Origin of the sequence: Tomitella fengzijianii (genome assembly GCF_007559025.1) — a bacterium.
GTDB lineage: Bacteria > Actinomycetota > Actinomycetes > Mycobacteriales > Mycobacteriaceae > Tomitella > Tomitella fengzijianii.
In genome coordinates this window covers 2,647,225-2,670,568 of sequence record NZ_CP041765.1, presented here as the reverse complement: position 1 = coordinate 2,670,568, position 23,344 = coordinate 2,647,225, and the positions used below count along the sequence as shown (strand labels likewise).

The window sequence follows — 23,344 nt, the reverse complement described above, 5'->3', positions numbered from 1 at the left end:
CGCCGGGGCATCGGCGGGGCGGATCGGCGGGGCGGATCGGTGGCGGCGCCGGGAGCGATGCCGGGACGGCGCGTCAGACGGCGGCGTCGAGCGCCTGTCCGATGGTGGCGTGCCGGAAGGCGAATCCCAGGCGTTCGAGCTCCCGCGGGATGGCGCGCTGGCCGGCGAGCACCGCCTCGGACGCGAACCCGCCCATCGCCATGCGCAGGGCTACCGGCGGCACGATCCACGGGGCGGGACGGTGCAGACGGCGACCGAGCGCCGCGTTGAACTGGGTGTTGGTGACGGGTGCGGGGCCGGTGATGTTGACCGGCCCCCGCGCCTCGTCGTCGTGCAGCAGGAATTCGATCGCGCGGACCTCGTCGTCTAGCGAGATCCAGGACATGTACTGGTGACCGCTGCCGAGCCGCCCGCCGAGGCCGACGGAGTAGAGCCGCTTGAGCGGGGCGAGCATGCCGCCGCGCGGCGAGAGCACCACGCCGCTGCGGCACGTGACCACGCGCATGCCCGCATCCGAGGCGCTGCGGGCCGCATCCTCCCAGTCGACGCACACGCTCGCGAGGAAACCCGAACCGGCGGGCGCGGACTCGTCCACCACCCGGTCGGCGGTGTCGCCGTAGTAGCCGACGGCGCCGGCGTTGATCAGCGCGGGGACGCCGGCAGCGGCGGCGGCGCGGGCGATGACCTCGGTGGGCTCGACGCGACTGTCGCGGATGAGCTGCTTGCGGGCGCCGGTCCAGCGGCGGTCGCCGATGCCCACGCCGCACAGGTTGACGACCGCGTCGAGGCCGTCCAGGTGCACGGTGGGCAGGTGATCGGTGGCCGGACTCCACGAGATCTCGTCGTCGCCGCGGGCCGGGCGCCGCACCAGTCGCACCACGCGATGGCCGCCCTCCCGGAGCCGGGCGACGAGTGCCGTGCCGATCAGTCCCGACGACCCCGCCACCGCCACTCGCATTGCCCAGCACCCCTTCCTGCGGACGCACCGCACCCGGGTCCCATCGTAACGACGAGGACCCGGGTGCGGGGGTTTACTAACGTGCCGTGCGGTTACAGGCCGAGGTCGGCCTCGAACGCACCCTCCTCGAGGCGCTGGCGGATCGTGCTGACGAAACGTCCCGCGTCCGCGCCGTCGACCAGGCGGTGGTCGTAGGTCAGCGGCAGGTAGCACATCGACCGGATGCCGAGCGATTCGTTGCCGGCGTCGTCCTTGACCACGGCGGGGCGCTTGACGATGGCGCCGGTGCCCAGCATCGCGGCCTGCGGCGGGACGAGGATCGGCGTATCGAACAGCGCACCTTGGCTGCCGATGTTGGTGATCGTGAACGTGCCGCCCGTGAGTTCGTCCGGCTTGAGGCCGCCGGTCCGTGCGCGGTCGGCGATGTCGGCGATGGCGCGCGCGAGCCCGGCGAGCGACAGGTCGCTCGCATTGTGGATCACGGGCGAGAGCAGCCCCTGCTCGGTGTCCACCGCGATGCCGAGGTGCACCGCCGAGTAGTAGGTGATCTCCTTGGCGTCCGCGTCGTAGCTTGCGTTGACGTTGGGGTGCGCCTTGAGCGCCTCCACCGCTGCCTTGGCGAAGAACGGCAGGAACGTCAGGTTGGCGCCCTCCCGCTCGGCGAACGCGGCCTTGGCCTGTGCACGCAGGGATACCACCCGGCTCATGTCGACCTCGTGGGTCTGGGTGAGCTGGGCGGTGGTCTGCAGCGACTCGAGCGTCTTGATCGCAGTGATCTGCCTGATGCGGTTGGCCTTCTGCGTGGTGCCCGGCAGGTGGGCGAGCTCGGGCCGGGGTGCGGCCGAAGCGCCGGACCCGGACCGCGCCGGTGCGGCCGGAGCAGCGGGGGCTGCGGCGGCGGCCTTGTTGTCCTCTGCCGCGGCGAGCACGTCCTGTTTGCGGATGCGGCCGCCGACACCGGTGCCGCGCACGGAGTTCAGGTCCACTCCGTGCTGGCCCGCGAGCTTGCGCACCAGCGGGGTGACGTACGGGGTGCTCCCGGACGACGCGGGAGCCGGGGCCTGCTGCTGGGGGGCCGCCTGGGCGGGGGCCTGCTGCTGGGCGGGAGCCGGGGCCTGTTGCTGGGGCGCTGCCTGGGCGGGGGCCTGCTGCTGGGCGGGAGCCGGGGCCTGCTGCTGGGGGGCCGCCTGGGTGGAGGCCTGCTCCTGCTTGGGCGGCTCCTGGGCGGGGGGCTGCTGCTTCTCGGGTGCGGGGGAACCGGATCCGATGACACCGAGTCGGCCGCCGACGTCGACCACCTCGTCCTCCTGCGCGGTGATCTCCAGCAGGGTGCCGGCGAGCGGCGACGGGATCTCGGTGTCGACCTTGTCGGTGGAGACCTCCAGCAGGGGTTCGTCCACTGCGACCTCGTCGCCGATCGACTTGAGCCACCGGGTGACCGTGCCCTCGGTGACCGACTCGCCGAGCTCGGGCATCGTCACCGGGGTGCCTCCGTCGGCGCCACCGGAGTCCTGCTGGGGGGCCGAATCCTGCTGGGGGGCGGAATCCTGCTGGGGGGCGGAATCCTGCTGGGGGGCGGAGTCCTGCTGCGGAGTCGAGTCCTGCTCGGCCGCAGGCGCCTCCTGCTGCTGCTCCGGCTGCTCCTGGGGAGCTTCGCCGGCGTCGCCGATGGTGGCGAGCTCGCCGCCGATCTCGACCACGTCGTCCTCCTGCGCCACGATCTTGGTGAGGACACCTGCGGCGGGGGACGGGATCTCGGTGTCGACCTTGTCGGTGGAGACTTCCAGCAGGGGCTCGTCGACCTCTACCGTGTCGCCCTCCTGCTTGAGCCACCTCGTGACGGTCCCTTCGGTGACGCTCTCGCCGAGGGCCGGCATCTGGACGGAGAAGGCCATGTCGTCTGACTCCTGAAAGTTGTGTATGTGTTCTTCGGGGTCGCTCTGCGCCGTGCTGCTGCCCGGTCGGCGGGCACGGCTTCATTGTGGGCTGGCCGGTGGGCCTGGAGGTACCGTTTTGCCGAAGAGCGGCACGGGCTCCACGGGCGGACGTCGCTCGTTGCCGTCGCTAGTCCGCACCCGCGCTGCCCATGCCGGCGCCGTCGGGCATCTCCGGCGTCCATCCTTGCACCCGTGCGTGATTTGTGCTCGTGGTGGGTGTGCTGTAGAAGCCGCGCGCGGAAACCGACCCGCAGGTAGGCTCGGCCGCCGCGACCCCGGGCCGGCTCCCGCACCACGACAGGCGCTGCGCATGCGGTGCGCGGTGTGCGCAGGGGCGCGGCGCGCCGCGGTGTTCCGATGGCAGAATTGTGCGGGGATCCGGGCACGTGTCGGCGCGGGGCGGGCGTGACGACGGGTGGCGGGGAGGGGTGACGAGGTGCGGCGAAGGTTGTCAACGCGATGATGGGGATGCTCGATGGGATTGTTGGACGGGTTGTTCGGCGGACCGGCGGCGAAGGACAAGCGGACGCGCGCCGGCGCTGATCGCGCGTACCTGGTGGCCTGGGCCACGTCCCACGACGGCGTCGAGGGGTTCGTGGAGCCGGAGAACTCCTTCAACGCGGTCACGATCGTCCTCGTCGACAAGGACGGCAACTGGACCCGCCGGGCGCCCGGCGGCGCCCGTGGCGCGTCGCGGGTGGGGCGGGAGGCCGCGATCCCGATCTACGACGTGACCAAAGTCGGATATCCGCAGCGCATGCGCGACCACATCGAACGCGCCCGCGTCCGGCGGCGGAGAGAATTGCGGGCGGAGCTGCTCGAGGACCGCGCGCAGCAGCGGGATCCGGTGGATTGAGCGCACGTGCCCGGGGACGGCGGCCGAGGCGGCCACCGTCCCCGCGGTGTGTCAGCCGTTTGCGGCGATGTCCTCCAGCACGGCGATCATGGTGCGCACGGGTACGCCGGTGCCGCCCTTGCCGGTGTAACCGAAGGCGCCTCCGGTGTTGTACGCGGGTCCCGCCACGTCGAGGTGCGCCCATTGGACGCCGTCCGCGACGAACTCGCGCAGGAACAGCCCGGCCACCAGCATCCCGCCCCAACGGTGGTTGGTGACGTTGGCCAGGTCGGCCACCTTCGAATCCAGGTCGGCGCGCAGCTCGCCGCTCAGTGGCATGGGCCAGCCGTTCTCGCCCACCGTGCGGGAGATCCGGGCGACGCGGTCGCGGAAGTCGTCCGTGCCCATCACGCCGGGCGTGCGCGACCCCAGCGCGACCATCTGCGCGCCGGTGAGGGTGGCGGTGTCGATGAGGTAGGCGGGGGAGTCCTCGCAGGCGCGCGCGATCGCGTCGGCCAGGATGAGCCGTCCCTCGGCGTCGGTGTTGATGACCTCGACGGTGGTGCCGTCGTATTGGGTGAGCACGTCGCCGGGGCGTTGCGCTGTGGCGGACGGCAGGTTCTCCGCCATCGGGACGTACGCGGTGACGTCCAGCGGGATGCCCAGCTGCGCGGCGAGCACCACGGTGGCGACCACTGCCGCGGCGCCGCCCATGTCGGAGGTCATGTTCTCCATGCCCGCCGCCGGCTTGATGGAGATGCCGCCGGAGTCGAAGGTGACCCCCTTGCCGACCAGCGCGACGCCGGGCGCCCCGTCCGTCCCGCCGCGATGCGCCATGCGCACCAGACGCGGCGGGCGCGACGACCCCTTGCCGACGCCGAGGATGCCGCCGTAGCCGCCCTCGGCGAGGTCGTCCTCGTCGAGCACCTCGACGTCGAGACCGGTCGCCGTGCCCACTGCGCGTGCCCGGTCTGCGAATTCGGCGGGATACAGGTGGCTGGGCGGGGTGTTGACGAAGTTCCGCGCGATCACGACGGCGGCGGCGACGGCCGCGGCGTGCTCGACCTGTGCGACGGGATCCGCGCCGTCGCCGGACTCCGCTGCGGCGTCCGGCACCAGGAGGTCGACACGGGCGACGGGGGCGGGGCCGGGCTCCGATTTGAACTCGTCGTACCGATAGGCGCCCAGCACGAAGCCTTCCGCGGTGGGACCCGCGGCGCGCAGCGACAGCGTCGTCACCGCGTGTTCGACGCCGGTGAGCGCACGTGCGGCCGTGCCCGCGGCCTGGCGGAGGCGCTCTTCGGGCTCGCCGGTCGCTGCGTCGTCGGTGTCCACCGACGGTTCGGAAACGCCGCCGAGGCCCACGGCGAGGACACTCGACACGCCGAGTTCCTGCGGGGCGGGGACCCGGTGCACCGTGCCGTCGGCGCCGTCGGCCCCCACGGATTCCAGGCGGGCGAGGACGTCGGCGGCGAGTTCGCCGGACAGCGGGCCGAGGTCGGCCAGGGAAGGCCCCTGCTCGCCCTGCAACAGTCCCACCACGAGGACCTCGGCGGCGGGGTCGACGGCGGTCACCGCGGCGAGCCGGGGCGTCGGTACGGGGAACGTCGGCGAAGCGGGGTCGGTGTGCGAGGCACTCACTTGCGGCTCCTGATGGATCGTGGCCAGGAATGCATGGATCGTGGCCAAGAATGTTCTGCCGGACGGGTCGGTGCAGAGCGGCCGGCTCCTCGGAGACCGATGGAAGACTGCCGGAACGGCCGTCGGCTGTGTACTCCGCCATCGTATCGACCGCGTCGGGAACGGCGGCGGCGTCCGTGGTGGCCGGGTTGCGGCGGCCCTGCCGCGTGGGCGGTGGGCGGTCGGGTGAAGCCGCGGTGCACCCGTCCCGGCGGCGATACGGTCGGGGCATGGACATGGACTTCCACTCCACGGACGCGACGGACCGCGGCGTGCTGCGCGGCCCGTTGCATGACAGGCACGCTGCGCTCGGCGCGGATTTCGGGGAGTTCGGCGGGTGGGACATGCCGATGTCGTTCACCGGGGTCGTCGCCGAGCACAACGGTGTGCGCGAGCGGGTGGGGATCTTCGACGTCTCGCACTTGGGAAAGTTGACGGTGCGGGGCCCGGATGCCGCAGGGTACGTCGACACCGTCCTGACCGCGGATCTCGGCGCCATCGGCGACGGCGCCGCGCAGTACACGCTCTGCTGCACCGAGGACGGCGGAGTGACGGACGACATGCTGGCGTACCGCGTCGGCCCGGGTGAGGTGTTCCTGGTCCCCAACGCGGCCAACGCCCGGGCGGTCGCGGAGGTGCTGCGTGCGGGCGCTCCGGCCGGAATCGAGGTGGTCGACGAGCACCGCGGGCGCGCGGTGCTGGCGGTGCAGGGGCCGCGCTCGCCGGCGGTGCTGGCGGCCGCCGGGCTGCCGACGGAGATCGGTTACATGCGGTTCACCGACCTCGCTGCGGATTTCGGCGCGGCGCGCGTGGACGTGAGGGTCGGCCGCACCGGCTACACCGGGGAGCTCGGATACGAGGTGATCGTCCCGTGGGCGCGCGCGGGCGCGGTTTTCGATGCGCTGCACGCCGCCGTCGAGGAACAGGGCGGGGTCCTCGCGGGTCTGGCGGCGCGCGACACCCTGCGTACCGAGATGGCCTACCCGCTGCACGGACACGAACTGTCGGAACGGATCTCGCCGCTCGAGGCGCGGTGCGGATGGGCTGTCGCGTGGGACAAGCCGGCCTTCCGCGGGCGCGCGGCACTGCAGGAGATGCGCGCGGCCGGCGCGCCGCGCAGGCTCCGGGCGCTGCGGGCCCTCGGCAGGGGCATCCCCCGCCCGGGACACGAGGTCCGCGACGAGGATGGAACCGTGCTGGGGGTCTGCACGTCCGGAACCTTCTCGCCCACCCTCGGTGCGGGGATCGCGCTGGCGCTGATGGACGCGCAGGCCGCGCCGCGGACCGGCGACACCGTCACGGTGGATGTGCGCGGCCGTGGTCTCCGGTGCGAGGTGGTCGCGCCGCCGTTCGTGCCGAGCAGGGTCCGTTGACCGCCTGCGATATCATGACGCGCATGACCGGACTTCCCGAATTCGCGCACAAGCCGCATCCCGCACCGCATTCGGACGCCGAGCGCGAGCGCGTACTGGCGGCCCCCGGCTTCGGGAAGTTCTTCACCGACCACATGGTCACCATCGACTTTTCGCCCGAGCAGGGCTGGCATGACGCGGTGGTGGGCCCCTACGGGCCGTTGACGTTCGACCCGGCGGCCACGGTGCTGCACTACGGCCAGTCGATCTTCGAGGGGCTCAAGGCCTACCGGCACGAGAGCGGCGGCATCCACTCGTTCCGGCCGGACGCCAACGCCCGCCGGTTCCGGACGTCGGGAGAGCGTCTCGCGATGGCCGATCTGCCGGAGGAGCTCTTCCTCGAATCGCTGCGGCAGCTGCTCTCCGTCGACTCCGCATGGGTTCCGCCGGCGGGCGGCGAGGAGTCGCTGTATCTGAGGCCGTTCATGCTCGCCACCGACGTGGGACTGGGCGTGCGCCCGTCCGACGGTTACCGGTACGTGCTCATCGCGTCGCCCGCGGGCGCGTACTTCCCGCGCGGGATCAAGCCTGTGAGCGTGTGGCTCTCGCACGAGTACGTGCGCGCCGCTCCCGGCGGCACGGGCGCGGCCAAATTCGGCGGCAACTACGCCGCGTCGCTGATCGCGCAGGCGCAGGCGGCGGAGAAGGGCTGCGACCAGGTGGTGTGGCTCGACGCGGTGGAGCGCGAGTACATCGAGGAGATGGGCGGGATGAACCTGTTCTTCGTCTTCGGTTCCGGCTCCGACGCACGCCTGGTCACCCCCGAGTTGTCCGGCTCGCTGCTGCCGGGCGTCACCCGCGACTCGCTTCTGCAGCTGGCCGCGGACGCAGGCTACGGCGTGGAGCAGCGCCGGATCAGCGCGGACGAGTGGCAGCGCGGCTGCGCATCCGGTGACATCACCGAGGTCTTCGCCTGCGGAACGGCGGCGGTGATCACCCCCGTCGGGACGGTCAAACACGCCGACGGCGAGTTCACCGTGGCCGACGGCGAGGCGGGCGAGGTGACTCGGGCGCTGCGGGACACGCTCACCGGCATCCAGCGGGGCACCTTCGCCGATACGCACGGCTGGATGACGCGGCTGGCCTGACCCCCGGCGGTTTCCGGTAGGGGAAGGACGCGCAAGCGGAGATCCCCTGGGTCAGAGTGTGAACGCCACCGCGGTGATCGCCACGGTGCCCTCGATGACGGCGCCGAGGACATCGCCGGTGATCCCGCCGAAGCGGCGGGCGCAGTGCGCGGTGAAGGCGACGGTCGCCGCGAGCACGACGACCACGACGACGGGCCCCTGCCACATCCGCCCCGGCACCGCGAACAGTGACGCCGCGACGGCCGCGAGCGTCCACGCGGCGAGCACGGCGGCCGGTTGCGAGCCCGCGACGAGGCCGCCGAAACCGCCGGGCGTGGCCGGTGCGATGCCGCGCCGGCACGCGATCACGACCGCCGCACGCCCCACGGCGACGGCGACGACGACCGCGGTCCATCGCGACGCGTCCGCCAGTCCACCGAGGGCAAGGGCCTGGCAACCGAGGAGCACCACCATCGCGGCGACGGCGAACGGCCCTGCCCCGCCGGAGCGCATCACCTCGAGCGCGCGTTCGGGCGGCCCGTAGCATCCGAGTCCGTCGACGGTGTCGGCCAGTCCGTCCACGTGCATGCCGCGGGTGGCCAGGGCGAGCAGCCCGACGGCGATCAGCCCCGCGAGCGTCGGCGTCAGGCCCACCGTGACTGCGCACCAGAGGAATCCGGCGGCGGCCGCGCCCAGCAGCGCTCCCACTGCGGGGGCGGAGAAGATCGCTCGTCGCGCCCGCGCCCTGTCGATCCCGCCGTGGGGGACCGGGACGGGCAGCACCGTCAGCCAGGACAACGCCAGGGCGGGACCGTCGACCACGGTCCGGAGTCCGGGCGGGAGGCCGTGGACCCCGTCAGTCCGCGGCACCGGAGACACCGGCATCGGCGAAAGTGGACATGTTCGACAGTGTGGCGACCGCCGCACGTACCACGGGCACCGCGGTCAACGCGCCGGTGCCCTCGCCCAGCCGCATGCCGAAGTCGAGGAGGGGTTGCTTGTGCAGCCGCTCGAGCGCTGCGTCGTGCGCGGGTTCCGCGGAACGGTGGCCGGCCAACCACCAGTCCGGGCACCCGGGGGCGAGCTGCGCGGCCACCAGTGCGGCCGCCGTGGCGATCAGGCCGTCGAGGACCACGGGCGTGCGGCGCACCGACGCCTGCGCGAGGAAACCCGCCATGGCCGCGAGGTCCGCGCCGCCGATCGTCCGCAGCAGCGCGACCGGGTCGCCCACGAAGTGCCGCGCACGGAACATCGCGTCGCGGATCGCCGCGGTCTTGCGCATCCAGGCGGCATCGTCGATGCCGGTGCCGCGCCCCACCGCCACCACCGGTTCCAGACCGGTGAGGGTGGCGACGATGGCGGTGGCGGGCGTGGTGTTGCCGATGCCCATGTCGCCCGCGATCAGCAGGTCCGCCCCCGCATCCACCTCTTCGTCCGCGATGGCGCGACCGGCGCCGATGGCGGTGATCGTCTCCTCCGCGGACAGCGCATCCTCGCGGTCTATCCGACCCGACGCGGCCCGGACCTTGTATGCCCGGACGGGGTCGGCATCGTGATCCGCAGCGTCATCGTCGACACTGCGATCCGCACCGGGGAGGTGCCCGTCGACTGCGACGTCGACCACCCGCACCCCGGCGCCGACGCTGTCCGCGATCGCGTTGACAGCGGCTCCGCCGCGGCGGAAGTTCCGCACCATCTGCGCGGTCACATCAGGGGGGAAGGCCGAGACGCCGGCGCGCGCGATGCCGTGGTCGCCGGCGAAGACGACGACCCGCACCCGCGCGAGCTCCCGCGGCGGACACTGCCCCTGGCACGAGGCGACCCAGCACCCCACGTCCTCCAGGCGGCCCAGCGAGCCCGGGGGCTTGGTCAGATCCCGCTGCCGGGCCTGCGCGTCGCGCAGCGCTTGGGCGTCGGGCGGCGTGACGCCGGGGAACGTCGCACCGAGCGCGGCCGCGGCCGCGGTCACGTCAGACCTCATCGCCGACGGAGACCTCCGGGCGCGGGGTCCGCATGCGGCGCAGCTGCGATGCACGCACGAAGGCGTACCAGCCCAGGGAGAAGCGGCTGTCGACCACGCCGGGGTACCGCTCCGCGACGCGGGCGTAGGTGCGCCGGCTCAGGAAGAACCCCTCGATCATCATCAGCACGACCATGATGAGCATGAACAGGCTGACCACCGCCTGGATGTTCGGGGCGAGGAACAGCGACAGGATCATGACGATGGCCAGCGGCATGAACAGGCCCACCAGGTGGCGGCGCGAATCGACGATGTTGCGGACGAAGCGCCGCTCGGGCCCGCGGTCGCGGGCGGGCAGGAACTTCTCCTCGCCCGCCATCATGCGTTCGCGCCGGTCGGCCATCGCGGCCCGCTTGTCCGCCGACTCGGACTTGCGCTCCTCGCGGGACTTCTTGGTCCCGTCGCGGTTGACCCGGCGGCGGGCGCGCGCCTCCTTCGCCGTCATCGGAGCGGGCCCGACGGGTCCCCGGCGCTTCGCGGATGCGTTGCGCTTGGGCGTGGGACGGCCCTTCCCCTCGGTGACGTTGCCGCCTCCAGCAGTCTTGCCTCCCTGGCCGGAGTCGGCGTCCGAGGCGTCCCCCGTGGCTGGGGAGGGATCGTCGTCCGGGGCGGAATCGTCGTGCGAGGTGGGATCGTCGGGCATCGGCTGAGCATCCGAGGCCCCGCGGCGCAGAAACTTCACCCCACCAGGTTATAGGGACCGCGTGCGCGGCCCCGATCCCGGTCTGCGATGCACGCGCCGCGACTACCGTGGACGCGTGCAGACGATGCGACACGGTCCCCACGCGCGGCCGCTTCGCGTGCTCGTGGCCCCCGACGGGTTCGGCGGCACGCTCACGGCGGCGGAGGCGGCGTCCGCAATTGCGGACGGCTGGGCCCGCGCCCGGGGGCGCGACACCGTGGTCGCCGCCCCGCAGTCCGACGGCGGCCCCGGTTTCGTCGACGTCCTCGGTCGCGCCATCGGGCTGTCGCACGCGGAATTGCGACGGGCGGAGGTGACCGGGCCGCTGGGAGTGCCGGTCGGCGCGCAGTGGCTACGCGCGGGCACCACCGCCTACATCGAGTCGGCGCAGGCGTGCGGGCTGCATCTCCTGGGCAGGCCTCCGGACCCGGAGACGGCCAGGGAGGCGACCAGCTTCGGAGTGGGCGAACTCATGGCGCGGGCTGTCGCCGAGGGTGCGGAGCGCATGGTCGTGGGGCTCGGCGGCAGCGCCGGCACCGACGGCGGAGCCGGCGCGGCGGAGGCTTTCGGCGGTCTGCGCAGGATGCGCGGCGCGCTCGACGGGGTGGACCTGATCGCCGCGGCCGACGTTCGCAGCCCACTGCTGGGCACCGCAGGCGCGGCCGCGATGTTCGGACCGCAGAAGGGCGCCGACAGCGCCGAGGCGGTGCGGCTGCTCGAGGAACGGCTGCGGGAGTGGAGCGCGGTGCTGCTCGCCGAGACCGGCGTGGACGTGCGGGACTGCGAAGGCGCGGGCGCGGCCGGTGGACTGGGCGGGCTGCTGATCGCGCTCGGCGGGCGGGTGCATCCGGGCGCCGGGATCGTCGGCGACTTCACAGGCAGGCGCGCGGCCATCGGCGGTGCCGATGTGGTGCTCACCGGCGAGGGGCGGCTCGATGCCGGTTCGGCGCGCGGAAAGGTCGTCGGCCACGTCGCCGACGAGGGCGCCAGGGAGGGTACGCGGGTCGTCGCAATCGCCGGCCGGATCGCGCTGGAGGAATCGGAGTGGCGGCGCATGGGCATCGACGAGGTGTGGTCCGTCGCCGAGATCGCCGGGTCCGCCGACGAGGCGATGGCCAGGCCCGCCGCACTGGTGTCCGAGGCGGCACGCTGTGCCGCACGCGCCGCGGCCGAAGCGGCGTGACCCGGGAGCGGACGCGGGTGCTGCCGCAGGGAGTGGCGCGCGGTCACGTGGGAGCTGCACAATGTGTGCAGGACGCGCGCGTCGCCTGCCGAGCCGGTGTGCGCCGGGTGCGGGGTGTGAACCACCGGTCCCGACCAGCCGGGCCGGAGGCCCGCACGTCACCGATTCTCCCGGCCCGCAGCCTTCGGGAATGTTGCGGCGGGCGGTACCGTTGAAGACATAGGCGTGCGTCTGAACGAGCTGAGGAGATTTCATGACTGTCGAGAGCACCACCGCCACCCACGGCGTGACGTTGAGCGATGAGGCCGCCACCAAGGCGAAGGCACTGCTCGACCAGGAGGGCCGTGACGACCTCGCTCTGCGCATCGCCGTCCAGCCCGGCGGGTGTGCGGGACTGCGCTACCAGCTGTTCTTCGATGACCGCGCGCTCGACGGCGACCTCGCCGCGGAGTTCGGCGGCGTCAAGCTCGTCGTGGACAGGATGAGCAGCCCGTACCTCGACGGCGCGTCGATCGACTACGCGGACACCATCGAGAAGCAGGGCTTCACCATCGAGAACCCCAACGCGGGCGGCTCCTGCGCCTGCGGCGACTCGTTCAACTGATTCTTCGCGAACCCCTCCGGGGCCGGCGCCTGCTGTAGGCGCCGGCCCCGGAGGCGCTTCCGGGCGGCGAGGCGGCGTCGTCCGGGCCGAGTACGGTGAAGGCCGCTCGGCGTCCGGTCTGCAGAGAGAACGACGTGCCCGAGCGCAGGCGGGCCCCGGTTGCAGGCGGGGCCCGTGCGCCAGTTCCCGAACCTGAAAGGCCACACTCGTGACCATCGTCGTCACCGGCTCCCTCGCCACCGATCACCTCATGCGGTTTCCGGGGAAGTTCTCCGAACAGCTGCTCTCCGAGCATCTCGCCCAGGTCTCGCTCAGCTTCCTCGTCGACGACCTGGTCGTCCGCAAGGGCGGCGTCGGCGGCAACATCGCGTTCGCCATGGGCGCGCTCGGCGGACGGCCCCTGCTCGCGGCGGCCGCGGGCGTCGACTTCGCCGAGTACCGGGCGTGGCTGGAGGAGCACGGCGTCGATTGCAGCGGCGTCCTGGTGTCCCAGGAGGCGCACACCGCGCGCTTCGTGTGCACCACCGACACCGAGATGGCGCAGATCGCCTCGTTCTACCCCGGGGCGATGTCGCGCGCGCGGGAGATCGGGATGGATGCTCTCGCGCAGCAGCACGGGCCCCTGGAGATGGTGCTCATCGGCGCCAACGACCCGGACGCGATGATCCGGCACACCCGTGAATGCCGGGAACTCGGCATCCCGTTCGCAGCCGACCCCTCCCAGCAGTTGGCGCGGCTCACCGGCGAGCAGGCCCGCGAACTGATCGACGGTGCGGCGATCCTGTTCGGCAACGAGTACGAGTGGAGCCTTCTGCTGCAGAAGACCGGGCTTACAGAGCAGCAGGTGTCCGCGATGATCGGCCTTCGGGTGACCACGCTGGGCGCCAAGGGGGCGGTGATGGTGGACGCCGACGGCACCACCGTGCAGGTGGACGTGGTCCCCTCGGAGAATCCGGTGGATCCGACCGGGGTGGGCGACGCGTTCCGCGCAGGCTTCCTGGCGGCGCGCACCGCAGGGCTGGGGCTCGAGCGTGCCGGCCAGCTGGGGTCGCTGGTCGCCGTGCACGTGCTGGAGACGACGGGCACGCAGGAGTGGTCGCTCGACAAGAGCGCGGCCGCCGCACGTCTGAGCGCGGCGTACGGTCCTGAGGCCGCCGCGGACCTGGCGGCGCTGCTGCCGGGCTGACCCCGGAGGCGTACTGACGGCGAACGCCGGTGCCGGCACGGGTGTGTCGTGCCGGCACCGGCGTTCGCCGTCGAGGGGCCGGGTCCCCCGGCCTGACGGCCGGGGGAGGGGCGTCAGACCTCCACGGGGTAGGCCGGCTCGTCGATCCGGGGGCGGATGCGCTCTTCGACGAAGATCCCGTGCCAGATCATGAAGGCCAGGATCGTCCACAGCCGCCTGCTGTTGTCAGCGACGCCCGCGCGGTGGTCCACCAGCATCTGCGCGGCGACGGCCTTGTCGAAGATGTGGTCGGTGCCGGACTCGGCGATCACCGCGTGCGCCCAGTCGTAGAGCTCCGTGCCCGCGAGCCAGTGCCGCAGCGGGACGGGGAACCCGAGCTTGGCGCGGTGCAGCACGTGCGGCGGGACGATGCCTTCGAGGGCGCGGCGAAGGGCGAACTTGGTGGTCTGCCTCGTGATCTTCTGGTCCAGCGGCAGGGTCTGCGCCACCTCGAAGACCGCGCGGTCGAGGAACGGCACGCGCAGCTCCAGCGAGTTGGCCATGGTGATCTTGTCGGCTTTGACGAGGATGTCGCCGCGCAGCCACGTGAACAGGTCCAGGTGCTGCATGCGGGCCACCGGATCCCACCCGCGGGAGACGTCGTAGATGGGCGCGGTGACGTCCTGGTGCGTCCACTCCTGCCGGAAGCCGCGCAGCACCGACCGGAGCTGGGCATCGCTGAAGCTGCGCGCATTGCCGTAGTAGCGGTCCTCCAGCGTCATCGATCCACGGTGCAGCAGGCTTTTGCCGCGGACTCCGTCCGGGATGCGCTCGGAGAGCCGGCCCGCGCCGCGGCGCAGGGGCCGTGGCAGCCGCTCGAAGGGTTTGAGCGACAGCGGCTCGCGATAGATCGTGTAGCCCCCGAAGAGCTCGTCCGCGCCCTCCCCGGAGAGCACCACCTTCACGTGCTTGCGGGCCTCGCGCGCAACGAAGTACAGCGGGACCAGGGCCGGGTCGGCGACCGGGTCGTCGAGGTACCAGATGATCTCCGGGATCGCGGCGGCGAACTCGGCCGGGCTCACCACCTTGACGACGTGGCGGGCGCCGATGGCGGCGGCCGACTCGGCGGCGACGTCCACCTCCGAATACCCCTCGCGCTCGAATCCGGTCGTGAAGGTGATCAGGTCCGGATTGTGGCGCATCGCCAGCGCGGCGATCGCCGTCGAGTCGATGCCGCCGGACAGGAACGAGCCCACGGTCACGTCGGCCCGCATGTGCTTGGCCACCGAGTCCTCGAGTGCTTCGGCGATCTCGCGGTGCCGGGCCGCGGCGCTTCCCGGGCCCGTCCCGGCGCCCGGGGTGACCGGTCGCACGGGGAACCGGGGCGCGAAATACCGGTGCGGCTGCACTTCGCCGCCCGGTCGGACCGTCGCGTACGTGCCGGATTCCAGTCGGCGGATCTGCGCGTGCAGCGTCTCGGGCTCCGGGACGTACTGCAGGACCATGTAGTGCTCGGTGGCGCGGGGGTCCAGGCCGAGGTCGATGCCCAGGACGTCGGAGAGCTCGATGAGGCTCTTCTTCTCGCTGGAGAACGCGGTGCCGTGCGGCCCGGTGGCGTAGAAGAGCGGTTTGATGCCGAAGGGGTCGCGGGCGAGGAACATCGTCTGCTCCCGGCTGTCCCAGATCGCGAACGCGAACATGCCGCGCAGTCTCTCCACCGCGGCAGGACCCCAGTAGTGGTATGCGGCGACGATGGACTCGGTGTCGCCCTCGGTGCGGAAGACCGCGCCGTGCTCGCGCTCGAGCTCCGCGCGGAGCTCGAGGTAGTTGTAGATCTCGCCGTTGAAGGTCAGGGTGTAGCGCTCCGGGTCGTCCTCGGGGCCCCAGGTGAGCGGCTGATGCGAATGGCCGATGTCGATGATCGACAACCTGTTGAACCCGAAGACGACGCGACCGTGCGGCGGCTCGCCGCCGGGAGCGCCGGGCTCGGTCCACACTCCCGACTCGTCGGGGCCGCGGTGCCGCTGACAGGTCAGGGCCGCGTGCACCCTGTCGATGGAAGCCGGCGGCACTGCCACGTCGGCGCTGACGAGTCCGAGAAGGCCACACACAGGGGCTGCACACCTCGCAGATCGTTGACGGGATCCCCGGCACCGGCGCTTTCGCGGCGGCGGACTGTGCGGAGAAGCCGATTCGGCGTTTTCGCAAGCAGAGTATGCCGCACAATGAGCGGAGGCGTCGGGTGCGACCCCCTCTGGTGGTGTTGGCCGGAGCGGGCTGTGAGAGTGACGGTGCGGCCGGCGACGACGTCGGCGGTGACGATTGACGATGACGGTGACGGTGACGATCACTCCGGCGGCCGCGGCGGGCAGTGCGCGCGCATCACCTGCGCTTGCGGCTCCGGCGGGGCGTGCCGCGGTGCGCGTTCCGGCGGTCGAAGGGCCGAGTTCGGGTTCTCGGGGTCCCGTGGTCTACGCTGCGTAGTATTCCGATGGGCAGCAACACTCGGCAGTAGCAAGGCAGGAAGGCGTGAACGTGGCACACGGTGGTCGGCGTCGGCTCGTCCGGCGCATAGGACTTGCGGCATCTTTGGGCCTTGCAGGGATGGTGCTCGCGGGGTGTTCCCTGACGGATATCAAGAACCCGATTCTGCGCGCGGGTTGGCCGGAGGGCGTCACCCCGGAGGCCCAGCGCATGCGCGAGCTCTGGACGTGGTCAATCGTCGCGGCGATGGCCATGGGCATGCTCGTCTGGGGTCTGGTGTTCTGGACGCTGATGTTCCACCGCAAGAAGAAGAACTCCCCGGAATTTCCGCGTCAGACGCAGTACAACGTGCCGCTGGAGCTTGCCTACACGGCCGCGCCGTTCGTTGCGATCGCCGTGCTGTTCTTCTTCACCGTCCAGACGCAGAACTACGTCAACGAGAACCCGTCCGACCCGGACGTCACCGTCGACGTCACCGCGTTGCAGTGGAATTGGCAGTTCGGCTACCGGCAGGCGAGCACGGCCGGCTACGACAACCCGCCGGACCCGAGCGCGGAAGATCCGGACCGCAAGCTGAACCGTCACTTCGACGTCAGCCCCGAGGTCCAGGAGGCCAAGGATCGCGGCCAGACCGGCATGCGTGAAGACTGGTCCTACCTCTACAACGACCAGATCACCACCGTCGGCTCCACCACCGAGATCCCGGTGCTGGTCCTGCCCGTCGACCAGTCGGTGCGCTTCACCCTCGGGTCGAGGGACGTCATCCACTCGTTCTGGGTGCCGGAGTTCCTGTTCAAGCGCGACGTGATGCCGTTCCCGGAGGCCAACCAGTCCCGCAACGAATTCACGATCGACAAGATCGACAGCCCCGGCGCCTTCGTGGGCCGCTGCGCGGAGATGTGCGGCACCTACCATTCGATGATGAACTTCGAGATCCGCGCCGTCCCCGAGCAGCTGTTCAGCGAGTACATGGAGATCCGCGACCCGCAGCGCAACGGCGGCAAGGAAGTGTCCAACGCCGACGCGCTCGCCGCGTTGCAGCAGCAGCACTCCAAGGCCGCCAACCCGGGCGCCGTGGACAACGCGTGTGACTACAACGGCACGGACGTGTGCACGCCGACGGCGATCACCACACATCCGTTCGAGCAGCGGTTCAATCAGGCAGCAGCGGCTGCGACCGAAGGCAAGTAGCAGCCCACCTGCGGATTTAGGACGAGGACTGACATGAAGGTCGAAGCAAGAATCTTCGAACTGGTGACGGTGTTCTTCATCATCATCGCGATCGTGTACGGCGTTTTCACCGCCATCGAGGGCGAGCTCGAATGGGCCGGCCTGACGGCGATGGTGCTGGCGGCGGGTCTGGCGATGATCGTCGGCACCTACTTCCGGTTCGTCGCCCGACGCCTGGACACCCGCCCCGAGGACTACGAGGACGCCGAGATCAGCGACGGCTCCGGCGACCTGGGCTTCTTCAGCCCGCACAGCTGGTGGCCGATCCTGGTGGCCTTCTCCGCCGGCATCTTCGCGATCGGGTTCGCACTGTGGCTGCCGTGGCTGTTCATCTTCGCCATCGTGCTCATCCTCATGGCGGCGGCCGGACTGGTCTTCGAGTACCACGTGGGCCCCGAGCGCCACTGAGAAGCGCACTGCGCTGACCATCGCGTCGATGCCGCGCCCCGAGTCGGGGCGCGGCATCGACGCGTCGTGCATGCTGCTCGCTTCCCGCAGCGGTGATGTGAACCCCGGGTCCGGGACACTGAGGCCGGCAGTGGCGTCAGCTGAGCAGGTCGTGCGGGCGCGCCGCGGGGTCCAGCAAGGAAAGTCCGAGGTCTGCCCGGGCACGCAGCCATCCTGAAGCGCGGTACCGGGGGTCTCCGGTGTAATCGAGAAGTCCGTCCAGGATGGCAAGGATGCGTTGCGGCCCGATGCTGTCCCCCATCGCCAGCGGCCCCATCGGATAGCCCAGGCCCAATCGTGCGCCCCGGTCGATGTCGCCCGGATTCGCGAGCCCCTTCTCCGCCGCCATCGAGGCGACGTTGACCATGGAGGCCGCGATGCGCTGCGCCACGGGGGCGGGGCCGTCGGCGGTCACGGTGATCGCGCTGCCGATCGAAGCCAGCGCCCGCACGGCGCGGCGCCCGGCCTCTTTGTCGACGGTGAACGGGGCGACGACGGCGAGCCGCGCCCGGCGGCCCTCACTGCTGTCGTCGTCCCCCTGCGTCGTGAGCAGCGGGATGCCCAGCGGGTCGACGCCGATGGTGCGCCGTGGATCGAGGTCGTGCTCGATCGCGGCCAGATACGCGGGACGGCCCAGCGGTTGCACGACGGATACCGCAGAGGGGGAGGGGCCATCGGTGACCCGGACTCCACGGCCGCGCAGAAGGTCGGCCAGCGGCCCACCGCCGACGATGTGCAGCGCGGTGGCGGACGGGTCGGCCGGGGTGGCGTGTTCTGACGGCACCTGCGGAAACCCGTCGGCATAGCGGTAGAAGCCCTCACCGCTCTTACGGCCGAGCAGGCCGGCGGAGACGCGTACCTGGGTGCTTCCCGCGGGGCGGAGCCGCTCGTCGCCGTAGAAGCCCTTCCAGATGCTTTCCAGCACGGGGTGGGACACGTCGAGTCCTGAGAGATCCATGAGCTCGAACGGGCCCATCTTCAGATGCAACATGTCACGCACGATGCGGTCGATGTCCGCCACGTCGGCGACGTCCTCGTCGAGGACCGCGAGCGCTTCCGTCGGGAGGCCCCTGCCGAGCAGGTTGACCAGGAAGCCGGGACTGTCCTTGGCCTGTACGGGTGTGTGGCCGGTGTGTTCGACGAATGCGCGGGCGGCAGTCAGCACGTCGGGTGAGGTACGGGTGCCCGGAACCACCTCGACGATCTTCATCAGAGGCACCGGGTTGAAGAAGTGCAGTCCGATCACGCGCGACGGATCCGCCACGACGGACGCGATGGCGGTGATCGACAACGATGACGTGTTGGAGGCCAGGACCGCGCCCGGCAGGGCCCCGGACAGGGTGGCGAAGAGCCGCTGCTTGACGTCGATCCGCTCGGCCACGGCCTCGATGACCAGATCGATCTCGTCGGAGGGGGCGGTGGGGTCCACTCCGGTCCTGATGCGGCCGATGGCCGCCTCGGCCTCGTCCGGGGTGGACAGCCCCTTCGCGGCGGACCGCTGCAGCATGCGGGCGACGAAGGCCATGCCGTCGTCGACCGCCGACGCGGACTGGTCGGTGAGCTCCACGGTGCAGCCGGCGCCGGCGGCAAGCTGCGTGATGCCGCGGCCCATCGTGCCGGCGCCGATCACACGGATACGGGGGAACGGGGGCATCCGCACGCTTCCTCTCATCGCGTTCGTGGCGACGGTCGTGGTCGCTGTGAACAGACTATCGGCCCTCGGACGTAGGGCGTCACGAGTGTGCGGGCCGTCCGCAGGGTCGCGGCCCATGCGAGTCTGCATCACGCGCGCGGGCCGGCGGGGGAGGGGAGGGGCATACGTCTTTCGGGCGCTCCCGCGCGACGCTGATCGCCCCCGGAGCGCGGAAACGGGGCAGGCCCCGGATCGCGGTGCGATCCGGGGCCTGCCCCGTCGGCCGTGGCCGCCGGAATCAGCCGGGGTGGCCGACTCCCTTGTCCTGCTCCTGGCGTTCGCGGAGCATGTCGAGCTGACGCTCTTCGCCGTCGTGTTCGGCGTCGTCGAGGGCGCGTGCCTCGTCTTCCGGGTCGGCGGTGAGCCAGCCGCCGCGTGCCGGGCGTCCGGCGGCGCCGAGCTTGTTGAGCTTCTTCGGCAGTTGCGCGCCCTGGTATTCCAGGGGGATCGGGTGGCCGTGCTCGTCGACCGGTCCGAGCGGCTGGTGCACCTCGATGTACTCGCCGTGCGGGAGCCGCTTGAGGTGGCCGGTCTCGATGCCGTGCTCGAGCACCTCACGGTCGCTGCGCTGCAGTGCCAGGCAGAACCGGTAGGTCACGAAGTACACGATCGGCGGCAATGCCACCGCGCCGATGCGGCCGATCCACGTGGTCGCGTTGAGTGAGATGTCGAAGTTCAGCGCGATTACGTCGTTCATGCCCGAGAACATCAGAACCAGGTAGAACGCGAGCGACATGGCGCCCAGCGAGGTGCGGACCGGGGCGTCGCGCGGGCGCTGGAGCAGGTTGTGGTGGCGGGTGTCCTTGGTGAGCTTCGCTTCGATCCACGGGTAGGTGAACAGCAGCGCGAAGACCACGCCCAGGACCACCGCGATCCACACCACCGCGGGCACCGTGTACGGGCCGAGGTAGAGCTCCCAGTCCGGGAAGATGCGGGCCAGCCCCTCGGTGAACAGCATGTACATGTCCGGTTGGGATCCGGCCGAGATGTGCGAGGAGTTGTAGGGGCCCAGGTTCCAGATGGCGTTGATCTGGAAGATGCCGCCCATGATGGCCAGGATGCCGAAGGTGACGGCGAAGAAGCCGCCGGACTTGAGGGCGAACACGGGCAGGATGCGCACGCCGACGACGTTGTTCTCGGTGCGGCCGGCGCCGGGCCACTGGGTGTGCTTCTGATACCACACCAGCGCCAAGTGGGCGCCGATCAGGGCGAGCAGGATGCCCGGGATCAGCAGGATGTGCAGCACGTACATGCGGGGCACGATGATGGTGCCGGGCCAGTCGCCGCCGAAGACCGCCCAGTGCAGCCAGGTGCCGATCACCGGCAGGCCCAGGATGATGCCCGAGGTGATGCGCAGGCCGGTGCCCGAGAGCAGGTCGTCGGGCAGGCCGTAGCCGAAGAAGCCCTCCGCGATCGAGAGCAGCAGCATCACGCAGCCGATGACCCAGTTGGCCTCGCGGGGTTTGCGGAACGCGCCGGTGAAGAAGATGCGGCACAGGTGCACGATGATCGAGGCGACGAACATCAGCGCGGCCCAGTGGTGGATCTGGCGGGCGAACAGGCCGCCGCGCACCTCGAACGAGATGTTGAGGGCCGACTCGTACGCCTTGGACATCTCGATGCCGCGTAGCGGCTGGTAGACGCCGTTGTAGGTGGTCTCGGCCATCGACGGGTCGAAGAACAGCGACAGGTAGATGCCCGAGATGAGCAGCACGATGAAGCTGTAGAGGGCGATCTCGCCGAGGAGGAACGACCAGTGGGTGGGGAAGACCTTGTTGATCTGACGGCGCATGCCGGCCGACAGCCGGTACCGCTCGTCCATGTTGTTCGCCGCCTTGGCGAGGTGTGCGTTGCTCATGACCTACGCTCCCAGAATGCAGGGCCCAGGGGCTCGATGAAGTCACCGTTCGCGACGAGGAAACCGTCCTCGTCGACGGTGATGGGCAGCTGCGGCAGCGCACGCGCCGCCGGACCGAAGATCGGCTTCGCCCAGTGCAACGCGTCGAACTGCGACTGGTGGCAGGGGCAGAGGATCCGGTTCGTCTGCTGCTCGTAGAGGGAGGTGGGGCAGCCCAGGTGGGTGCAGATCTTCGAGTATGCGAAGTAGTCGCCGTAGTTGAAGTTCACCTGGCCCTTGCGCTTGACCACCTTCGCGGTGTCCTCGGTGCGCAGGCGGATGAGCATCACGGGGTTGCGGCCGCCGCGCATCGCGTGGATCAGCTTCTCCTCGGACGAGTGCCCGGGTGAGTCGACGAGGTCGGACTCGCGGAACGGGAAGACCGACTCCATGCTGCCGGACTCGAGGTCGGCGAGGCGGATCTTCTCGACCACGTGCGGGTCGCCGACGTCGCGGCGCAGGAAGATCTTCTCGCCCGGGAAGTGCGGGGTCCAGCCGCTGGTGTGCAGCGTCCCGTCGCCCGTGTTGGTCATCGGGTGCTTCTGCCACGGGTTCTTGATGAGGCCGCCGAGCGGGAGGATGGCCATGATGCCCACGGCGACGGCGCCGAACCCGAGCGTGCCCTTGAGCATCTTGCGCCGGCCGAGGCCGGTGGCATCGTAGGAATCCTGCAGCTGCGCGGCCATCGTCCGGCGGTCCACCTCGGGGGAGGGGCCGTCGTGGCGTTGCTGGATCGAGACCTCTTCGGGGATCAGCTTCTTCGTGAAGTGGACCGCGCCGATGCCGACGGCGAGGATCGCGATGCCCATGGTGGCGCCGATGAGCGGCGTGTACAGGCTGTACATGAACTCGCCGTCGTCGCCGACGCCCTTGTACTTCCACGGCCACCAGATGTAGATGCCGAAGAAGGCCGCGGCGGCGAGGCCGGCGATGACGAACCACATGGCGACGGTGCGCTCTGCGCGCTTCTCCGCCTTGGTGCCGGGGACCTCGAAGCGCTTGCGGTGGTAGGCGACGTCGACGCCGTCAAGGTTGGTGCCGAGCTTGACCAGCTCGTCCTGGCTCATCTGAGCCAGTTCCTCGTCGGTGTACTCGCGGTTGCTGTCGTCGTTGCTCATGAACGGGCTCCGATCCACAGCGCGGCGCCGACGGCGGCGACGATGCCGACCGCCCAGATCACGCCCGCCTCGGCCGCGGGGCCGAAACCGCCGAGGCCGAGCCCGCCGGGCTCATTCGCCTCGGTGGCGCCCTTGACGTAGGCGATGACGTCCTTCTTCTCGTCCGGCGTCAGCTGCCGGTCGGAGAACTTGGGCATGTTCTCCGGGCCGGTGAGCATGGCCGTGTAGATCTGGGCTTCGGGCACCCCGTTGAGGTTGGGGGCATGCTTGCCGGAGGACAGTGTGCCGCCCTGGCCGGTGAAGTTGTGGCACGAGGCGCAGTTCTGGCGGAACAGGTCGCCGCCGACCGCGGCGTCCGACGCGCGCAGCGCGTCCTCGCCGCGACCGGAGCCGCGGAGCGAATCGCTCGCGACCGCTCCGTCGGCATTGCGGGGCACGGTGGGGCCGCCGCCGTGCGCTTGGACGAACGCTCCGAGGGCGTCGATCTGCTGCTCGGAGTACTCGACCTTCTTGCGCGGCATCTGTGCGCCCTGCGCGGAGGCGGGCATGCGGCCGCTGGCCACCTGGAAGTACACGGAGGCCTCGCCCACGCCGACCAGGCTGGGGCCGCGTCCGTCGACACCCTGCAGGTTGGCGCCGTGGCAGGTGATGCACGACTGGTCGTAGAGCTGTTCGCCTTCACGAACAAGTGCCGTCTGATCCTCGTCCGCGGTTGCCACCTGCGGGGTGGGGGTCAGTGCCGCGGCGAGCACACCGGCGCCGGACAGTGCGCCCAGCAGCAGGGCGCCGCCGGCAGCGCGGCGGCGGATCTTGCGGCGGCGCTTGGCGCGGGCCGGGTCCGGTGTCGTGGCCTGTGTGTCATCACCGGGCTCACCGGCGACAGGTGGGGGAGATGATTTCATCGGTATCCCTTTTGTGTATCGCGGGACGGA

At 71.0% G+C, this 23,344-nt stretch carries 19 protein-coding genes; 8 read left to right on the top strand and 11 right to left on the bottom strand.

Annotation, left to right across the window (positions count from 1 at the left end; genetic code table 11):
- Nucleotides 1–73: 73 nt before the first annotated feature.
- Together FO059_RS12065 and sucB are read right to left on the bottom strand one after the other, a co-directional pair.
- Nucleotides 74–958 carry a TIGR01777 family oxidoreductase gene (locus FO059_RS12065; RefSeq protein WP_143909074.1) on the bottom strand — a complete coding sequence of 295 codons (885 nt, stop codon included), beginning with the start codon at nucleotides 956–958 and terminating at the stop codon, nucleotides 74–76.
- A gap of 92 nt (nucleotides 959–1,050) precedes the next feature.
- Entirely contained in the window at nucleotides 1,051–2,853 is a 1,803-nt protein-coding gene (gene sucB, locus FO059_RS12060; RefSeq protein WP_143909072.1) for a 2-oxoglutarate dehydrogenase, E2 component, dihydrolipoamide succinyltransferase, read from the bottom strand.
- 517 nt (nucleotides 2,854–3,370) lie between these two features.
- On the opposite strand from sucB, the gene FO059_RS12055 reads away from it, so the two are divergent.
- Nucleotides 3,371–3,751, top strand: coding sequence for an oxidoreductase (locus FO059_RS12055; RefSeq protein ID WP_143909070.1), 381 nt, complete (start codon nucleotides 3,371–3,373; stop codon nucleotides 3,749–3,751).
- 51 nt (nucleotides 3,752–3,802) lie between these two features.
- On the opposite strand, the gene FO059_RS12050 is transcribed toward FO059_RS12055, so the two are convergent.
- Nucleotides 3,803–5,371, bottom strand: coding sequence for a leucyl aminopeptidase (locus FO059_RS12050; protein ID WP_372497882.1), 1,569 nt, complete (start codon nucleotides 5,369–5,371; stop codon nucleotides 3,803–3,805).
- 275 nt (nucleotides 5,372–5,646) lie between these two features.
- Here FO059_RS12050 and gcvT point away from each other — a divergent pair, with 275 nt between their 5' ends.
- Together gcvT and FO059_RS12040 are read left to right on the top strand one after the other, a co-directional pair.
- Complete coding sequence (gcvT, locus tag FO059_RS12045; protein WP_143910712.1) at nucleotides 5,647–6,783, top strand: glycine cleavage system aminomethyltransferase GcvT; 1,137 nt, start codon at nucleotides 5,647–5,649, stop codon at nucleotides 6,781–6,783.
- A gap of 23 nt (nucleotides 6,784–6,806) precedes the next feature.
- The gene (locus FO059_RS12040; protein ID WP_143909068.1) at nucleotides 6,807–7,910 is read left to right on the top strand and encodes a branched-chain amino acid aminotransferase; all 1,104 of its coding nucleotides are present in this window, start codon (nucleotides 6,807–6,809) and stop codon (nucleotides 7,908–7,910) included.
- Between the two features lie 51 nt (nucleotides 7,911–7,961).
- Here FO059_RS12040 and FO059_RS12035 read toward each other — a convergent pair whose 3' ends face one another.
- From FO059_RS12035 to FO059_RS12025, 3 genes are read right to left on the bottom strand one after another with little or no spacing between them, the layout of a single operon-like run.
- Nucleotides 7,962–8,711 (bottom strand): adenosylcobinamide-GDP ribazoletransferase, encoded by a 750-nt coding sequence (locus FO059_RS12035; RefSeq protein ID WP_233266708.1) that lies wholly within the window; start codon nucleotides 8,709–8,711, stop codon nucleotides 7,962–7,964.
- A gap of 34 nt (nucleotides 8,712–8,745) precedes the next feature.
- Nucleotides 8,746–9,870: a nicotinate-nucleotide--dimethylbenzimidazole phosphoribosyltransferase gene (gene cobT / locus FO059_RS12030; protein WP_143909064.1), complete on the bottom strand. Its 1,125-nt coding sequence runs from the start codon at nucleotides 9,868–9,870 to the stop codon at nucleotides 8,746–8,748.
- A complete protein-coding gene (locus FO059_RS12025; RefSeq protein ID WP_233266707.1) occupies nucleotides 9,860–10,591 on the bottom strand; it encodes a DUF3043 domain-containing protein in 732 nt (243 codons plus the stop codon). Before FO059_RS12025 ends, cobT begins: the two co-directional genes overlap by 11 nt.
- A gap of 85 nt (nucleotides 10,592–10,676) precedes the next feature.
- On the opposite strand from FO059_RS12025, the gene FO059_RS12020 reads away from it, so the two are divergent.
- The 3 genes from FO059_RS12020 to FO059_RS12010 all read left to right on the top strand — a co-directional run bounded on the left by FO059_RS12020 (nucleotide 10,677) and on the right by FO059_RS12010 (nucleotide 13,564).
- Nucleotides 10,677–11,774, top strand: coding sequence for a glycerate kinase (locus tag FO059_RS12020; protein WP_143910710.1), 1,098 nt, complete (start codon nucleotides 10,677–10,679; stop codon nucleotides 11,772–11,774).
- Nucleotides 11,775–12,027: 253 nt separating this feature from the next.
- A complete protein-coding gene (locus tag FO059_RS12015) occupies nucleotides 12,028–12,378 on the top strand; it encodes a HesB/IscA family protein (RefSeq protein WP_143909062.1) in 351 nt (116 codons plus the stop codon).
- A gap of 208 nt (nucleotides 12,379–12,586) precedes the next feature.
- Nucleotides 12,587–13,564 (top strand): carbohydrate kinase family protein, encoded by a 978-nt coding sequence (locus tag FO059_RS12010; RefSeq protein ID WP_143909060.1) that lies wholly within the window; start codon nucleotides 12,587–12,589, stop codon nucleotides 13,562–13,564.
- A gap of 113 nt (nucleotides 13,565–13,677) precedes the next feature.
- On the opposite strand, the gene asnB is transcribed toward FO059_RS12010, so the two are convergent.
- Nucleotides 13,678–15,654 carry an asparagine synthase (glutamine-hydrolyzing) gene (asnB, locus tag FO059_RS12005; protein WP_143909058.1) on the bottom strand — a complete coding sequence of 659 codons (1,977 nt, stop codon included), beginning with the start codon at nucleotides 15,652–15,654 and terminating at the stop codon, nucleotides 13,678–13,680.
- A gap of 418 nt (nucleotides 15,655–16,072) precedes the next feature.
- Between asnB and ctaC the strand changes: the two genes are divergently transcribed.
- Nucleotides 16,073–17,218, top strand: a complete 1,146-nt coding sequence (gene ctaC, locus FO059_RS12000; protein WP_143909057.1) for an aa3-type cytochrome oxidase subunit II — start codon at nucleotides 16,073–16,075, stop codon at nucleotides 17,216–17,218.
- A 33-nt stretch (nucleotides 17,219–17,251) separates the two neighbouring features.
- The gene (locus FO059_RS11995; protein ID WP_143909055.1) at nucleotides 17,252–17,665 is read left to right on the top strand and encodes a cytochrome c oxidase subunit 4; all 414 of its coding nucleotides are present in this window, start codon (nucleotides 17,252–17,254) and stop codon (nucleotides 17,663–17,665) included.
- 136 nt (nucleotides 17,666–17,801) lie between these two features.
- On the opposite strand, the gene FO059_RS11990 is transcribed toward FO059_RS11995, so the two are convergent.
- The 4 genes from FO059_RS11990 to qcrC all read right to left on the bottom strand — a co-directional run bounded on the left by FO059_RS11990 (nucleotide 17,802) and on the right by qcrC (nucleotide 23,314).
- On the bottom strand, nucleotides 17,802–19,358 hold the full coding sequence (locus tag FO059_RS11990) for a 3-hydroxyacyl-CoA dehydrogenase NAD-binding domain-containing protein (RefSeq protein WP_199256991.1): 1,557 nt from the start codon (nucleotides 19,356–19,358) through the stop codon (nucleotides 17,802–17,804).
- A 277-nt stretch (nucleotides 19,359–19,635) separates the two neighbouring features.
- Nucleotides 19,636–21,255, bottom strand: coding sequence for a cytochrome bc1 complex cytochrome b subunit (gene qcrB, locus FO059_RS11985; RefSeq protein ID WP_143909051.1), 1,620 nt, complete (start codon nucleotides 21,253–21,255; stop codon nucleotides 19,636–19,638).
- Nucleotides 21,252–22,412, bottom strand: a complete 1,161-nt coding sequence (qcrA, locus tag FO059_RS11980) for a cytochrome bc1 complex Rieske iron-sulfur subunit (protein WP_143909049.1) — start codon at nucleotides 22,410–22,412, stop codon at nucleotides 21,252–21,254. The genes qcrB and qcrA overlap by 4 nt, the downstream gene beginning before the upstream one ends.
- Nucleotides 22,409–23,314: a cytochrome bc1 complex diheme cytochrome c subunit gene (qcrC, locus tag FO059_RS11975; protein WP_143909047.1), complete on the bottom strand. Its 906-nt coding sequence runs from the start codon at nucleotides 23,312–23,314 to the stop codon at nucleotides 22,409–22,411. The genes qcrA and qcrC overlap by 4 nt, the downstream gene beginning before the upstream one ends.
- Nucleotides 23,315–23,344 lie beyond the last annotated feature (30 nt).

Excerpts from the sequence above, each read along its gene's own strand:
- qcrB (WP_143909051.1), bottom strand. The coding sequence starts at position 21,255 with ATGAGCAACGCACACCTCGCCAAGGCGGCGAACAACATGGACGAGCGG.
- FO059_RS12055 (WP_143909070.1), top strand. The coding sequence starts at position 3,371 with ATGGGATTGTTGGACGGGTTGTTCGGCGGACCGGCGGCGAAGGACAAG.
- qcrA (WP_143909049.1), bottom strand. The coding sequence starts at position 22,412 with ATGAGCAACGACGACAGCAACCGCGAGTACACCGACGAGGAACTGGCT.
- FO059_RS12020 (WP_143910710.1), top strand. The coding sequence starts at position 10,677 with ATGCGACACGGTCCCCACGCGCGGCCGCTTCGCGTGCTCGTGGCCCCC.
- FO059_RS11995 (WP_143909055.1), top strand. The coding sequence starts at position 17,252 with ATGAAGGTCGAAGCAAGAATCTTCGAACTGGTGACGGTGTTCTTCATC.
- FO059_RS11990 (WP_199256991.1), bottom strand. The coding sequence starts at position 19,358 with ATGCCCCCGTTCCCCCGTATCCGTGTGATCGGCGCCGGCACGATGGGC.
- gcvT (WP_143910712.1), top strand. The coding sequence starts at position 5,647 with ATGGACTTCCACTCCACGGACGCGACGGACCGCGGCGTGCTGCGCGGC.
- cobT (WP_143909064.1), bottom strand. The coding sequence starts at position 9,870 with ATGAGGTCTGACGTGACCGCGGCCGCGGCCGCGCTCGGTGCGACGTTC.
- qcrC (WP_143909047.1), bottom strand. The coding sequence starts at position 23,314 with ATGAAATCATCTCCCCCACCTGTCGCCGGTGAGCCCGGTGATGACACA.
- sucB (WP_143909072.1), bottom strand. The coding sequence starts at position 2,853 with ATGGCCTTCTCCGTCCAGATGCCGGCCCTCGGCGAGAGCGTCACCGAA.
- FO059_RS12065 (WP_143909074.1), bottom strand. The coding sequence starts at position 958 with ATGCGAGTGGCGGTGGCGGGGTCGTCGGGACTGATCGGCACGGCACTC.
- FO059_RS12040 (WP_143909068.1), top strand. The coding sequence starts at position 6,807 with ATGACCGGACTTCCCGAATTCGCGCACAAGCCGCATCCCGCACCGCAT.
- FO059_RS12015 (WP_143909062.1), top strand. The coding sequence starts at position 12,028 with ATGACTGTCGAGAGCACCACCGCCACCCACGGCGTGACGTTGAGCGAT.